Origin of the sequence: Pseudomonas sp. B21-028, assembly GCF_024749045.1 — a bacterium.
Taxonomy (GTDB): Bacteria; Pseudomonadota; Gammaproteobacteria; order Pseudomonadales; family Pseudomonadaceae; genus Aquipseudomonas.
On record NZ_CP087184.1, the window covers coordinates 5,529,550 to 5,543,681 of the forward strand.

Here is a 14,132-nt window from a genome sequence, read left to right on the forward strand (position 1 = left end):
CCTGTAACGTACGCACACTTCGCAACGTCTACCTGACGAGGCCTTTATGACCAGCCGCCTGAACCCTGACGACCAGAAACATGTCGAAGAGTACCTGCAACTGTCCCAGCACCGAGTCGAGCGCCGGCCTTTCCGGCCGTGGATGCTCCTGGTGGTGGTACTGGCCGTGACGATCAGCCTGGGCCTGTTGAGCCGACTGATCAGTTACCTGACGCTATGAGCGGCCTGCTGTCGAGGGATACGACACCGGCGCTCGCGAGGGTAACGGCACCGATTTCCTTTAGCCTTGCGAGATATCCCCATGACTCATCGTATTGTCATCGTTGGCGGCGGCGCCGGCGGCCTGGAGTTGGCTACTCGCCTGGGTAAGACCCTGGGCAAACGTGGCACGGCCAGCGTGATGCTGGTCGACGCGAACCTGACCCACATCTGGAAACCCTTGCTGCACGAAGTGGCGGCCGGCTCCCTGAACTCCTCCGAAGACGAACTCAACTACGTCGCCCAGGCGAAATGGAACCACTTCGAGTTCCAGCTCGGGCGCATGAGCGGCCTGGACCGCGAACGCAAGAGTATCCAGCTGGCTGCCACCTACGACGAAGCCGGCGTGGAACTGCTGCCGGCCCGCGTGCTGGGCTACGACACCTTGGTGATTGCCGTCGGCAGCACCACCAACGACTTCGGCACCGAAGGCGCGGCGCAGCATTGCCTGTTCCTCGATACCCGCAAACAGGCCGAGCGCTTCCATCAGCAACTGCTCAATCATTACCTGCGCGCCCACGCCGGCCAGACCGATGCCGTGGAGCGGATCAGCGTTGCCATCGTAGGCGCCGGTGCCACCGGCGTCGAACTGGCGGCCGAGCTGCATAACGCCGCCCATGAGCTGGCGGCCTATGGCCTGGACCGGATCAAGCCGGAAAACATGCACATCACCCTGATCGAAGCCGGCCCACGGGTGCTGCCGGCCTTGCCGGAGCGTATCGGCGGGCCTGTGCACAAGACCCTGGAAAAGCTCGGGGTCAATGTCATGACCAACGCCGCGGTCGGCCAGGTGACGGCTGACAGCCTGATCACCGTCGATGGCAAGGTGATCGACGCCAGCCTGAAAGTCTGGGCTGCCGGGATTCGCGCACCGGAGTTTCTCAAGGACATCGACGGGCTGGAGACCAACCGGATCAACCAGTTGCACGTACTGCCGACCCTGCAAACCACCCGCGACGAAAACATCTTCGCCTTCGGCGACTGCGCCGCCTGCCCGCAACCAGGCAGCGATCGCAACGTACCACCCCGCGCCCAGGCAGCGCACCAGCAGGCATCGCTGCTGGCCAAGTCTTTGAAGCTGCGGATCGAAGGCAAGGCGTTGCCGCATTACAAGTACACCGACTACGGCTCGCTGATCTCGCTGTCGAAGTTCTCGGCGGTGGGCAACCTGATGGGCAATCTCACCGGCAGCGTGATGCTCGAAGGCTGGCTGGCGCGGATGTTCTATGTGTCGCTGTACCGCATGCACCAGATGGCGTTGTACGGGATGTTCCGTACAGCCATGTTGATGCTGGGCAGCAAGATCGGTCGCGGGACCGAGCCGCGGCTGAAGCTGCATTGAAAATGGCGGTTGCCTGACACACTGCTTTCGCGAGCAGGCTCGCTCCCACAGGTTCTGGTAGCGCATGCCCAATGTGGAAGCGGGCAAGTCCTAATGCAGTCAGTTAAGCCACAAACCTGTGGGAGCAAAGCTTGCTCGCGATTGCGGTAAGTCAGTCACAATGTTGACTGGCCCATCGCTATCGCGAGCAAGCTTTGCTCCCACAGGTGTTGCGCCGTTTGATCCTTAACTGACTAACATTAGGGCAAGCCCGGCTCCCACAGGGTCTGGTGGCGTACACAAATGCTGCATACACCCCGGCCCCCTGTGGGAGCGAGCCTGCTCGCGAAGACGGCGGTGCCGTCAGTGCTGATCTACAGCCCCGCACTCAAACCTGAAAGCGCTGCACCATCGTGCGCAACGAGTTCGCCAGTTGCGACAGCTCATGACTGGACGCACTGGTCTGGTCCGCGCCAGTGGCCGAGCGCACCGACAGATCACGAATGTTCACCAGGTTGCGATCGACCTCGCGGGCCACCTGAGCCTGTTCCTCGGCGGCGCTGGCGATCACCAAGTTGCGCTCGTAGATTTCGTGTACCGACGCGGTGATGGTCTGCAACGCCTCCCCTGCCCGCTCCGCCAATGCCAGGGTACTGGCTGCACGACTGGAACTGGCCTGCATGGAATCCAGCGCCTGGGTGGCCCCGTTACGCATGCCCTGGACCATCTGCTCGATTTCCTGGGTCGACTGTTGCGTGCGGTAGGCCAGCGCCCGTACTTCATCGGCCACCACCGCAAACCCGCGCCCGCTCTCGCCGGCCCTGGCCGCTTCAATGGCGGCGTTGAGGGCCAACAGGTTGGTCTGCTCGGCAATAGCCCGGATCACATCCAGCACCTTACCGATGTCCTGGGACTGATTCGCCAGCGACTGCACCAGGCCGCCGGTGATCTGCACATCACTGGCAAGCGCGCCAATGGCCTCGACAGTGTCACTGACCCGCTCCTGCCCCAACGTCGCCGACTCACTGGACTGACGCGTGGCATCGGAGGTCGACACCGCATTGCGAGCGACTTCTTCCACGGCGGTGGTCATCTCGGTTACCGCGGTGGCGGCCTGTTCGATTTCATTGTTCTGCTGTTGCAGTCTGTGGGTGCTGTCGAGGGTCACCACGTTCAGCTCATCGGCGGCGGTCGCCAGTTGTGACGCCGAGCCGCTGATGCCTTGCAAGGTCTCGCGCAGGTTCCGCTGCATGGTCGCCAGTGCTTCGAGCAGGCGGCTCACCTCATCGTTGCCATGGGTTTCGATCGGCCGGGTCAGGTCACCTTCAGCCACGCTTTGTGCGGCGCTCAGCGCCTCGCCCAGGGGCTTGACGATGCTGCGCGTCAGCAACATCGCCAGGGCCACCGTGGCCAGGGCCGCAAGCACGATGAACAGGCTGACGATCATCCGGGATCTGGCGTAATGCTCCTGGGATTTCTGGCTCTCGATGGAAACCTGCTTGGAAAACAGTTCCGCCAGATCGTTGAGCTGCTTGCCGGAGCCGTCCACGACGGTTTTCATGTCCACCAGCAGCAGTTTGATCAGCTCGTCCCGACGCCCTTGCTCAGCCAGGGTAAAGGACTGGGCGATGCCCGAGCGATAGGCGGCGAACGTCTGCTTGAACTGATCGTAGAGCGCTTTGCCTTCAGGGGTCACGACGAGTTTTTCGTAACTGGCGATTTTTTCACTCAGTTCCTTGTCGCGGACATCCATTTGCCCACGGTAGACCGAGGTGTTCTTAGGGTCTTGGTCCAGGGCCATGCGCAGGGAGATGGTGCGAATGCGCAGCATCCATTCGCGGATCTCGTCACCCTCGCGAATGCTCGGTAGCCACTGGGTTTGCACCGCGACCTCACTGTCACGAATACTCGACATCTGCCCCAACGCAAACATCCCGAGCATTGCCACCAGCACGGCGATCAAGGCAAAACCCAGCGCCGCGCGAGGGGCGATATTCAGTTGACGAAGAAACATAACGGGCGCCTTTTTGTTATTGGCCTGAGATGGGGCCACGCCCCTGTCGGCGGGATATCGGCAAGTTGTACGATAACTTAAGACTTGCAGACAGCTTTTCGCGCAGGCAAAAAAAATCCCCGTATCTTTCGATACGGGGATTTTCAATATGGTCGGGGTAAGGGGATTCGAACTCCTGACATCCTGCTCCCAAAGCAGGCGCGCTACCGGACTGCGCTATACCCCGGTAATAAAAAGGCGACCTTTTCAAGTCGCCTTCTTCGATCAGCGCTTTTGGCCTCTGATCTTAAGATTCGATTCCAGCGAACTGGTCTCAAAAATGGTGGGTCGTGTGGGATTCGAACCTACGACCAATTGGTTAAAAGCCAACTGCTCTACCAACTGAGCTAACGACCCAAATATGGTCGGGGTAAGGGGATTCGAACTCCTGACATCCTGCTCCCAAAGCAGGCGCGCTACCGGACTGCGCTATACCCCGATTGAAATGGCTCCGTGACCAGGACTCGAACCTGGGACCCAATGATTAACAGTCATTTGCTCTACCGACTGAGCTATCACGGAACTGATATTTCAAGTTGCAACCTTGAAGCCTGATTGAAGCCAGCTTCAACCTCTTCTACCCGTCTGCATCGCTGCGTTCGTGTGTCTGAGGCGCGCTATTCTACAATCTTAAAAACCTCTGTCAACCCCTTAAATTGCTTTCAAGACAATGATTTGCAACTTATTTTGGATTCCTTCTCAGGGAGAAGTAACCCTTGGGGGTGACTGACTGCGGGGCGCACTTTACAAGCCTTTTCCTTTGAGTTCAACGGCCTGATGAAAAAAATGGCCTCGCAATGCGAGACCATTCGGTCAACGACGGTGCAGCCGGTCAGTTGAAGACGATTTCGTCGTTTTCCACCGTTCCGGTCACGGTTTCGCCCGGCATGAAGCGACCAGACAGGATCAGCTGCGCCAATGGGTTTTCGATCCAGCGCTGGATCGCCCGTTTCAACGGCCGTGCCCCATAGACGGGGTCGTAACCCACGGCAATCAACTTATCCAGGGCTTCGTCGCTCAGTTGCAGCTTCAGCTCGCGCTCGGTGAGGCGGCTGCGCAGGCGACCTAGCTGGATGTCGGTGATACCGGCAATCTGATCGCGGGCCAGCGGTTCGAAGATCACCACCTCGTCGACCCGGTTGATGAACTCCGGCCGGAAATGGGTAGAAATCGCATCCATCACCGCCGCCCGTTGCGCCTCGCGATCCCCTACCAGCTCCTGGATCTGCGCCGACCCCAGGTTGGAGGTCATCACGATCACGGTGTTGCGGAAATCCACCGTGCGCCCGTGGCTGTCGGTCAGACGACCGTCTTCCAGCACTTGCAGCAGGATGTTGAACACATCCGGATGGGCTTTCTCGACCTCATCGAGCAGGATCACCGAGTACGGCTTGCGGCGCACGGCCTCGGTCAGGTAACCGCCCTCTTCATAGCCGACATAACCCGGCGGTGCGCCGATCAGGCGGGCCACGGAATGTTTCTCCATGAACTCGGACATGTCGATGCGTACCATCGCCTCCTCGGTGTCGAAGAGAAACTCGGCCAGCGCCTTGCACAGCTCGGTTTTACCGACACCGGTCGGGCCGAGGAACATGAACGAGCCACTTGGCCGGTTCGGGTCCGACAACCCGGCACGGGACCGCCGCACGGCATTGGCGACCGCCACGACCGCTTCGTTCTGGCCGATCACACGCTGGTGCAGCAGGCTTTCCATCTTCAGCAATTTGTCGCGCTCGCCTTCGAGCATCTTCGACACCGGAATACCGGTCCACTTGGAGACCACTTCGGCGATTTCTTCCTCGGTGACCTTGCTGCGCAGCAACTGGTTTTCACTCTTGCCGTGCTGGTCGACCATCTGCAGGCTGCGTTCCAGATCCGGGATCACCCCGTATTGCAGCTCGGCCATGCGGTTGAGGTCGCCTTTGCGGCGAGCCGCTTCCAGCTCCTGGCGGGACTGTTCGATCTTTTGCTGGATCTGCGCCGAACCCTGGACTTCGGCTTTCTCCGAATTCCAGATCTCCTCGAGATCGGAATACTCGCGCTCGTGACGAACGATTTCTTCCTGCAATTTCTCCAGGCGCTTCTTCGCCGCTTCGTCGCTTTCTTTCTTCAGGGCCTGGGACTCGACCTTGAGCTGGATCAGGCGCCGCTCCAGGCGATCCAGCACTTCCGGCTTGGAGTCGATTTCCATGCGGATGCGGCTGGCGGCCTCGTCGATCAGGTCGATGGCCTTGTCCGGCAACTGACGGTCGGTGATATAGCGGTGGCTGAGCTTGGCCGCCGCGATGATCGCGCCATCGGTGATCGCCACTTTGTGGTGAACCTCGTACCGCTCCTTAAGGCCACGCAGGATGGCGATGGTGTCCTCTTCGCTCGGCTCGTCCACCAGTACTTTCTGGAAGCGACGCTCGAGGGCTGCGTCCTTCTCTATGTACTGGCGGTACTCGTTGAGGGTGGTCGCGCCGACGCAATGCAGCTCCCCACGGGCCAGCGCGGGCTTGAGCATGTTGCCAGCGTCCATCGAGCCTTCGCCCTTGCCGGCGCCGACCATGGTGTGCAATTCGTCGATGAACAGAATGATCTGCCCTTCCTGCTTCGACAGCTCATTGAGCAGGGCCTTGAGCCGTTCTTCGAATTCGCCACGGTACTTGGCACCGGCGATCAGCGCCCCCATGTCCAGGGACAACAAGCGCTTGCCCTTGAGGCCGTCCGGCACTTCACCGTTGATGATCCGTTGGGCCAGTCCTTCGGCGATGGCGGTCTTGCCCACGCCAGGCTCACCGATCAACACCGGGTTGTTCTTGGTGCGACGTTGCAGTACCTGGATCGTCCGACGGATCTCGTCATCGCGGCCGATCACCGGGTCGAGCTTGCCTTCCTCGGCACGCTTGGTCAGGTCGACGGTGTATTTGTCCAGCGCCTGCCGGGATTCTTCGTGGTTGGCATCGTTGACGGCCTCGCCACCACGCAGGTTATTGATGGCATTCTCCAGGGCTTTCTTGCTCACGCCCTGGCCGAGCAGCAACTTGCCAAGCTTGCTGTTCTCGTCCATGGCCGCGAGCAGCACCAGTTCGCTGGAAATGAACTGGTCACCTTTCTGCTGGGCCAGGCGGTCAGCCTGGTTGAGCAGCCGCGCCAAATCCTGGGACATGTTCACGTCACCGGTCGGGTTCTGGATCTTGGGCAACTGGTCGAGTTCTTTCGCCAGCTCTTTTCGCAGGCTGTTGACGTCGAAGCCCACCTGCATCAGCAGAGGCTTGATGGAGCCGCCCTGCTGTTCGAGCATGGCCTGCATCAAATGCGCCGGTTCGATGCCGGGATGGTCCAGGCCAACGGCCAGGGACTGGGCATCGGACAGCGCCAATTGCAATTTGCTGGTTAAACGGTCAATACGCATAAGGCCACCTTCCTTTTGAGCAGGCCGGACCGAAAAACATCCTGAATGAAGAAACCTGCCAGATATCGATATAGATGTGGTCGATTATGGAAGATTCAAGCAGGTTCTGTTGATACACATCAGTCAAATGAGGGCCTGGGGAAACGATCCGGCTCGCGGTAGAAATGTGCCAATCGGTTAAAGGTCAACTGACACACCGCTTTCGCGAGCAAGCTCGCTCCCACAGTGGATTTTCGGTGTATGGGGTATTTGTGCACGGCGCGGGACCGGTGGGAGCCGCGCTTGCTCGCGATAGCGGTGGCACATTCAACATGGGTGCGAGCTGACAGGACGCCATCGCGAGCAGGCTCGCTCCCACAGTGGGTCTGCGGTGTATGGAGTATTTGTGCACGGCGCGGGACTTGTGGGAGCCGAGCTTGCTCGCGATAGCGGTGGCGCATTCAACATGGGTGCAAGCCGACACGCCGCCATCGCGAGCAGGCTCGCTCCCACAGTGGGTCTGCGGTGTATGGAGTATTTGTGCACGGCGCGAGACGGTGGGAGCCGAGCTTGCTCGCGATAGCGGTGGCACATTCAACATGGGTGCGAACAGATACGCCGCCATCGCGAGCAGGCTCGCTCCCACAGTGGATTTTCGGTGTATGGAGTATTTGTGTTCGGCGCGGGACCGGTGGGAGCCGAGCTTGCTCGCGATAGCGGTGGCACATTCAACATGGGTGCAAGCCGACATGCCGCCATCGCGAGCAGGCTCGCTCCCACAGTGGGTCTGCGGTGTATGGAATATTTGTGCACGGCGCGGGACTTGTGGGAGCGAGCCTGCTCGCGATGGCGGCGGCACATCCGGCAGTCTTCTACTGTTCGATCCAGACCAGGGAGGCGAAGCGACCGGTGCGCGGGCTGCGTCGGTAGGAAAAGAAGCGGGGATCGGTCACGGTGCATAGCCCGCCGCCGTAGACCGCTAAGACACCTCGTGCGGCCAGTCGCAGGCGCGCCAGCGCATAGATGTCGGCCATGAATTTGCCGGCGTTATGGCTCGGCACAAAGGCTTGTACCGCCTGGGGCAGGTGCGCGATGAACGCCTCGCGCACTTCCGGCCCGACTTCGAAGGCTTGCGGGCCGATGGCCGGGCCGAGCCAGGCGAGAATCTCATCCGCCGGCGTTGCGAGGCTGTCGAGGGTGGCTTCCAGTACGCCGTTCGCCAGCCCGCGCCAGCCGGCATGGGCAGCCGCGACACGAGTCCCGGCGCGGTTACAGAACAGTACCGGCAGGCAGTCCGCCGTCATCGCCGTACAGGCGATACCCGGCATGGCGGTCCAGCTGGCATCGGCGGTCGCCACCCGGGTCGGGTCGGCCTCGACCACGGCAATCCCGTGGACCTGCTGCAGCCAGGCCGGACGCACGTCGAATCGATCGGTGAGACGGCGCCGATTTTCGGCGACGGCCCCCGGGTCATCATCGACATGGTCGCCCAGGTTGAGGCTGTCGAACGGCGCCACGCTGACGCCGCCCGCACGGGTAGTGACACAGGCCTTGACCCGGGCCGGCGCGGGCCAGTCGGGTATCAGCCAGTCACTCATCCGATGAACGCCTCGCGGTCCTGCTTGAGCAGCGTCAGCAGCCAGACGAAGTCATCCGGCAACGGCGACTCCCAGCTCATGCGCTTACCGGTGGTCGGATGATCCAGTTCCAGGAAACGTGCATGCAGCGCCTGACGCGGGAAATGCTTCAGGGATTCGACCATGGTCACGCTGGCGGCCGGCGGAATGCGGAAGCGGCCGCCATAGGCCGGGTCGCCCACCAACGGGAAGTTGATGTGGGCCATGTGCACGCGGATCTGGTGGGTACGACCGGTTTCCAGCTTGACCCGCACATGGGTGTGGGAGCGGAAGCGTTCAAGCACACGGTAATGACTGACCGCCGGCTTGCCGCCTTCCATCACCGCCATGCGCTGGCGTTGCTGGCCGTGACGACCAATGGGCGCGTTGATCTTGCCGCCAGCGGTCACTACACCGATCACGATGCATTCATAGATGCGGCTGACACTGCGGCTTTGCAGTTGTGCGACCAGCTGGGTCTGCGCCTGGATGGTCTTGGCCACCACCATCAGACCGGTGGTGTCCTTGTCGAGGCGGTGCACGATACCGGCCCGGGGCACATTGACGATGTCCGGCACGTGGTGCAGCAAGGCATTGAGCAGGGTGCCGTCGGCGTGACCGGCGGCCGGGTGCACCACCAGGCCCGCTGGCTTGTTGATCACCAGGATGTCATCGTCTTCATAGACGATGTCCAGGGCGATGTCCTGGGCAACCCATTCGCCCTGGGCTTCCTGCTCGGCCGTCAACTCTAGGATGGCGCCGCCATGGACGATGTCGCGCGGACGGATGACCGCCCCATCCACCGTCAGGCGGCCGTCCTTGATCCAGGCGGAAAGGCGCGAGCGCGAATGCTCGGTGAAGAGTTGGGCGGCGACTTGATCGAGGCGTTGGCCGCCCAAATCGGACGGCACCTCTGCGCGAAGTTCTATTTTATCGGACATGCTCGGACTGGGCGTCGGCACAGCCTTTGGTTTCGGCTGCGCGCTTGTGGTTAAATACGGCGTCTTTTGCCCCGAGGCTTTCAACGGGGCGCTCATCATAACAGGACGGCCCCGCCCAAGACAGCGGCCGTCATAGGGACGCAAGCCGCCATGCAAGTGAAACACCTGCTGCTGATCGCCATCCTCGCATTGACTGCTGCTTGCTCGTCGAAGGAAGTCGTAGACGAAAACCTGAGCGAAGTCGAACTGTACCAACAGGCGCAGAACGACCTGGACAACAACAGCTACACCAGCGCCACCGCCAAGCTCAAGGCCCTGGAGTCGCGGTATCCGTTCGGTCGTTACGCCGATCAGGCCCAACTGGAGCTGATCTACGCCAACTACAAGAACGCCGAGCCGGAAGCTGCGAAATCTGCCGCCGAACGCTTCATTCGCCTGCATCCACAGCATCCGAACGTCGATTACGCCTATTACCTCAAGGGCCTGACGTCTTTCGACCAGGATGTCGGCCTGCTGGCGCGCTTCCTGCCGCTGGACATGACCAAGCGTGACCCGGGCGCCGCGCGCGACTCGTACAACGAGTTCGCCCAGCTGACCAGCCGCTTCCCCAACAGCCGCTACTCGCCGGATGCCAAGCAGCGCATGATCTACCTGCGCAACCTGCTGGCTTCCTACGAGATCCACGTGGCCGACTACTACCTGACCCGTCAGGCCTACGTCGCCGCCGCCAACCGTGGTCGCTACGTGGTGGAAAACTTCCAGGAAACCCCTTCGGTGGGCGACGGCCTGGCGGTGATGACCGAAGCGTACCAACGCCTGCACCTGGACGAACTGGCGGCCAGCAGCCTGGAAACCCTGAAACTGAACTACCCGGACCACCCTACCCTGGTCGACGGCCAGTTCACCCCACGCGTTGCAGAAGCCGACAACCGCTCATGGCTGAGCAAGGCGACCCTGGGCCTGATCGAGTCCCGTCCACCGCTGCCGCCAGGCGAGACCCGCGCCAACCAGGACGTACAACGTCAGTTCCAGGACGCCAAGGAAGCCATTCCGAACGAGCTCAAGCCCAAGGATGAGAATGGCGATGTGATCGAAGAACCGGAGCCTGAGAGCAGCTCCAGCGACCGCTCCTGGTTCAGCTACATGACCTTCGGCCTGTTCGACTGAGCACAGGGCATCAACAGAAAGGGAGACCCGACGGTCTCCCTTTTTTGTAGCTGGATCCTAATGAACTGTGCGCCGCTCCAGTCCTTGGCTAAACTGGCTCATCTCTCGCCAGAAAGCCGCCCATCATGCTTCGTCTAATAATCTTGTTCGCCATCGTTGCCTCCGCCATATGGTTCTTTCGCAGCATGAAGCCCAAGGCGTCCGCGGCAGAGTCCTCCAGGGAGCAGGATGCGCCGCCCATGGTTCGCTGCGCCCACTGTGGCGTGCACCTGCCGCGTGACCGGGCACTCTCCCTCCAACAACAATGGTACTGCAGCCAGGCTCACCTCGAGCAAGGCCCGGGCCCTCGTGATCACTGAGGCTTCAAGCCCTCGCGTCAGACAGACGCAGCGCCTGCTGCGTCTCTATCACCTGTACCGCTTGAGCATCGGCATTACCCTGGTGCTGCTGATCTCCAGCAACATGGACAACCGCCTGCTGGCCTTCGCCAACGACGACCTGTTGCGCAGCGGCAGCTGGTTGTACCTGGTACTGAACATCCTGCTGGTGGTGTTCCTTGAAAACACCCGCCGCCCGGCCCGGTTGTTTGGTCTGGCGCTCACCGATGTGCTGCTGCTGTCATGGCTGTTCTTCGTCGCGGGCGGCGCCCCCAGCGCCATCGGCAACCTGCTCATCGTCTCGGTGGCCATCGGCAATACACTGTTGCGCGGTCGAATCGGCCTGTTGATCGCCGCCGTTGCCACGATCGGCATCGTCGGCTCGAGTTTCTTCCTTGGTCTGAACGACTCGAACCCTCCCGGCAGCTATTTGCAGGCCGGCACCCTGGGCGCGCTGTGCTTTGCCGCCGCGCTGCTGGTACAGGGCCTGACCCGGCGACTGGAAGCCAGCGAAACCCTGGCCGAGCAACGGGCCAGCGAGGTGACCAGCCTCGAAACCCTCAATGCCTTGATCCTGCAACGCATGCGCACCGGCATCCTGGTGCTCGATCGTCAACGCCGGGTGCAACTGGCCAACGAAAGCGCCTTGAATCTGTTGGGCATGCACGACCTGGTCGGCCAGCCAATCGATGAGTACTCCAGCGCCCTCGTCGACAGCCTGAAAGTGTGGCTGAACAACCCCAGCCTGCGCCCACCCAGCCTGACCGTTCCCGGCACGGGCCTGACCCTGCAACCGAACTTCATCGCTCTGGGGCATAACGAACAGCATCAGGTCCTCGTGTTTCTCGAAGACCTGGCCCAGGTGGCCCAGCATGCCCAGCAACTGAAACTCGCCTCGCTCGGGCGCCTCACCGCCGGCATCGCCCATGAAATCCGCAACCCCCTGGGGGCCATCAGCCATGCGGCGCAATTACTGCGCGAGTCCGAGGAACTGAACGACTCGGATCGACGTCTGACGCAGATTATTCAAGATCACTCCCAACGAATGAACCGCGTCATCGAAAACGTCCTGCAGGTGTCCCGTCGCCGACAAACCACGCCCCAGCGCCTGGACCTGCGCACCTGGCTCGACCAGTTCGTCCAGCAGGCCCGCGAAAACATGGCCGCGCACCAGCAATTGCACCTGAGCATCGCCCCGGGCGACTACACCACCCTCATGGACCCCGATCAATTGACCCAGGTGCTCGACAACCTGCTGCGCAACGCCTGGCGCCACAGCGCCCAGGACCATGAACAGGCCGAGGCCTGGCTGGAGCTGTTCGTCGATTCCCACAGCCATCTTCCCACGCTGGATATCATCGACAACGGCCCCGGCGTGACACCGGACCAACAGGCGCACCTGTTCGAGCCGTTCTTCACCACCAGCAGCCAGGGCACCGGCCTTGGGCTCTATCTGTCCCGTGAGCTGTGCGAAAGCAACCAGGCCCGCCTAGACTTCAAACCACGCCAAGGCGGCGGCTGCTTTCGCATCACCTTTGCTCACGGACGGAAACAGATTTGAATACACGCTCACGGCAACGGATCCTGATCGTCGATGACGAACCGGACATCCGCGAACTCCTGGACATCACCCTGGGCAGGATGAAACTCGACACCCGCAGCGCCAGGAATCTTGCCGAGGCCCAATCCCTGCTGGCGGACGAGGCCTTCGACCTGTGCCTGACCGACATGCGCCTGCCCGACGGAACCGGCCTGGAACTGGTGCAGCACATCCAGCAACGCTTCCCGCAACTGCCCGTGGCGATGATCACCGCCTACGGCAGCCTGGAAACCGCCATCGACGCCCTCAAGGCCGGGGCTTTTGACTTTCTGACCAAACCGGTCGACCTGGGTCGACTGCGGGAACTGGTCACCAGCGCCCTGCGCCTGCCGCCTGCCACCGTCCCGACCACCATCGAACGCTGCCTGCTGGGTGACTCGCCGCCGATGCGCAGCGTGCGCAAACAGATCGAAAAACTGGCCCGCAGCCAGGCACCGGTGTACATCAGCGGGGAGTCCGGCTGTGGCAAGGAGCTGGTGGCACGGCTGATCCACGAACAAGGCCCCCGCTCCAGCCGGAGCTTTGTGCCGGTCAACTGTGGGGCCATTCCGACAGAGCTGATGGAAAGCGAGTTTTTCGGCCATCGAAAAGGCAGCTTCAGCGGTGCCATCGAGGACAAGCCAGGTCTGTTCCAGGCCGCCAATGGTGGCACCCTGTTTCTCGATGAAGTGGCCGACCTGCCCCTGGCAATGCAGGTCAAACTGCTGCGGGCGATCCAGGAAAAAGCCGTGCGCGCCGTTGGCGGCCAGCAGGAGGAAGTGGTGGATGTCCGCATCCTCTGTGCCACCCATAAGGACCTGGACGCCGAAGTCGCCGCCGGACGCTTTCGTCAGGATCTGTACTATCGACTGAACGTCATCGAACTCCGCGTCCCGCCCCTGCGCGAACGCCGCGAAGACATCGAACCGCTGGCCAACCACATGCTCCAGCGTCTGGTGGCCAACACCGGCAACCCAGCCGCCAGACTCCATCCCCAAGCCCTCGAAGCCCTTCGAAACTACCGCTTCCCCGGTAACGTGCGCGAGCTGGAAAACATGCTCGAACGGGCCTACACCCTCTGCGAACACCAACAGATCGAAGCCGACGACCTGCGCCTGGCCGAAGGCAACGGCATCACCGACACCGCCAGCCCCGATCTGATGCGGGTCGACAACCTGGAAGACTATCTGGAAGACGTCGAACGCAAAGTCATCCTCCAGGCCCTGGAAGAAACCCGCTGGAACCGCACGGCGGCGGCACAACGGTTGAAGCTATCGTTTCGGTCGATGCGGTATCGGCTGAAGAAGTTGGGGTTGGATTGAGGGGAGCCACCACCAATGGCTGGGCTCAGACCACCCTGTGGCGAGGGGATTCATCCCCGCTGGGCTGCGTAGCAGCCCTGAATCCTTACACCTCCGTGTATCAGGCAGATTGTATAGACTGT

At 61.5% G+C, this 14,132-nt stretch carries 10 protein-coding genes, 4 tRNA genes and 1 pseudogene; 6 read left to right on the forward strand and 9 right to left on the reverse strand.

Going from position 1 to position 14,132, the window contains the following annotated elements; genetic code table 11:
* Positions 1 to 46: 46 nt before the first annotated feature.
* On the forward strand, positions 47 to 220 hold the full coding sequence (locus LOY35_RS23910) for a DUF3094 domain-containing protein (protein ID WP_258627905.1): 174 nt from the start codon (positions 47 to 49) through the stop codon (positions 218 to 220).
* An 81-nt stretch (positions 221 to 301) separates the two neighbouring features.
* Positions 302 to 1,600, forward strand: coding sequence for an NAD(P)/FAD-dependent oxidoreductase (locus LOY35_RS23915; RefSeq protein WP_258627909.1), 1,299 nt, complete (start codon positions 302 to 304; stop codon positions 1,598 to 1,600).
* Positions 1,601 to 1,967: 367 nt separating this feature from the next.
* Here LOY35_RS23915 and LOY35_RS28705 read toward each other — a convergent pair whose 3' ends face one another.
* The 9 genes and pseudogenes from LOY35_RS28705 to rluD all read right to left on the reverse strand — a co-directional run bounded on the left by LOY35_RS28705 (position 1,968) and on the right by rluD (position 9,565).
* Positions 1,968 to 2,831, reverse strand: coding sequence for a methyl-accepting chemotaxis protein (locus LOY35_RS28705; protein ID WP_408981266.1), 864 nt, complete (start codon positions 2,829 to 2,831; stop codon positions 1,968 to 1,970).
* A pseudogene (locus tag LOY35_RS28710) lies at positions 2,823 to 3,593 on the reverse strand (MCP four helix bundle domain-containing protein); the annotation flags it as partial. The gene LOY35_RS28705 and the pseudogene LOY35_RS28710, both read right to left, overlap by 9 nt.
* Before the next feature lie 149 nt (positions 3,594 to 3,742).
* Positions 3,743 to 3,819, reverse strand: a tRNA-Pro gene (locus LOY35_RS23925).
* Positions 3,820 to 3,913: 94 nt separating this feature from the next.
* A tRNA-Lys gene (locus tag LOY35_RS23930) sits at positions 3,914 to 3,989 on the reverse strand.
* Between the two features lie 5 nt (positions 3,990 to 3,994).
* A tRNA-Pro gene (locus LOY35_RS23935) sits at positions 3,995 to 4,071 on the reverse strand.
* 7 nt (positions 4,072 to 4,078) lie between these two features.
* Positions 4,079 to 4,154, reverse strand: a tRNA-Asn gene (locus LOY35_RS23940).
* Positions 4,155 to 4,464: 310 nt separating this feature from the next.
* Positions 4,465 to 7,029, reverse strand: a complete 2,565-nt coding sequence (clpB, locus tag LOY35_RS23945) for an ATP-dependent chaperone ClpB (RefSeq protein ID WP_258627914.1) — start codon at positions 7,027 to 7,029, stop codon at positions 4,465 to 4,467.
* An 851-nt stretch (positions 7,030 to 7,880) separates the two neighbouring features.
* Complete coding sequence (pgeF, locus tag LOY35_RS23950; protein WP_258627917.1) at positions 7,881 to 8,606, reverse strand: peptidoglycan editing factor PgeF; 726 nt, start codon at positions 8,604 to 8,606, stop codon at positions 7,881 to 7,883.
* Entirely contained in the window at positions 8,603 to 9,565 is a 963-nt protein-coding gene (rluD, locus tag LOY35_RS23955) for a 23S rRNA pseudouridine(1911/1915/1917) synthase RluD (protein WP_041021343.1), read from the reverse strand. Before rluD ends, pgeF begins: the two co-directional genes overlap by 4 nt.
* A gap of 150 nt (positions 9,566 to 9,715) precedes the next feature.
* On the opposite strand from rluD, the gene LOY35_RS23960 reads away from it, so the two are divergent.
* The 4 genes from LOY35_RS23960 to LOY35_RS23975 all read left to right on the forward strand — a co-directional run bounded on the left by LOY35_RS23960 (position 9,716) and on the right by LOY35_RS23975 (position 14,010).
* Positions 9,716 to 10,732 (forward strand): outer membrane protein assembly factor BamD, encoded by a 1,017-nt coding sequence (locus LOY35_RS23960; RefSeq protein WP_258627921.1) that lies wholly within the window; start codon positions 9,716 to 9,718, stop codon positions 10,730 to 10,732.
* A gap of 125 nt (positions 10,733 to 10,857) precedes the next feature.
* On the forward strand, positions 10,858 to 11,091 hold the full coding sequence (locus LOY35_RS23965; RefSeq protein WP_258627923.1) for a PP0621 family protein: 234 nt from the start codon (positions 10,858 to 10,860) through the stop codon (positions 11,089 to 11,091).
* Positions 11,081 to 12,670 (forward strand): nitrogen regulation protein NR(II), encoded by a 1,590-nt coding sequence (locus LOY35_RS23970; protein WP_258627925.1) that lies wholly within the window; start codon positions 11,081 to 11,083, stop codon positions 12,668 to 12,670. The genes LOY35_RS23965 and LOY35_RS23970 overlap by 11 nt, the downstream gene beginning before the upstream one ends.
* Positions 12,667 to 14,010: a sigma-54 dependent transcriptional regulator gene (locus LOY35_RS23975; RefSeq protein WP_258627926.1), complete on the forward strand. Its 1,344-nt coding sequence runs from the start codon at positions 12,667 to 12,669 to the stop codon at positions 14,008 to 14,010. Before LOY35_RS23970 ends, LOY35_RS23975 begins: the two co-directional genes overlap by 4 nt.
* Positions 14,011 to 14,132 lie beyond the last annotated feature (122 nt).

What these genes read in the sequence shown, in the direction of transcription:
- pgeF (WP_258627917.1), bottom strand. Translation starts at nt 8,606, where the DNA reads ATGAGTGACTGGCTGATACCCGACTGGCCCGCGCCGGCCCGGGTCAAG.
- LOY35_RS23915 (WP_258627909.1), top strand. Translation starts at nt 302, where the DNA reads ATGACTCATCGTATTGTCATCGTTGGCGGCGGCGCCGGCGGCCTGGAG.
- rluD (WP_041021343.1), bottom strand. Translation starts at nt 9,565, where the DNA reads ATGTCCGATAAAATAGAACTTCGCGCAGAGGTGCCGTCCGATTTGGGC.
- LOY35_RS28705 (WP_408981266.1), bottom strand. Translation starts at nt 2,831, where the DNA reads ATGCAGCGGAACCTGCGCGAGACCTTGCAAGGCATCAGCGGCTCGGCG.
- LOY35_RS23910 (WP_258627905.1), top strand. Translation starts at nt 47, where the DNA reads ATGACCAGCCGCCTGAACCCTGACGACCAGAAACATGTCGAAGAGTAC.
- LOY35_RS23960 (WP_258627921.1), top strand. Translation starts at nt 9,716, where the DNA reads ATGCAAGTGAAACACCTGCTGCTGATCGCCATCCTCGCATTGACTGCT.
- clpB (WP_258627914.1), bottom strand. Translation starts at nt 7,029, where the DNA reads ATGCGTATTGACCGTTTAACCAGCAAATTGCAATTGGCGCTGTCCGAT.
- LOY35_RS23965 (WP_258627923.1), top strand. Translation starts at nt 10,858, where the DNA reads ATGCTTCGTCTAATAATCTTGTTCGCCATCGTTGCCTCCGCCATATGG.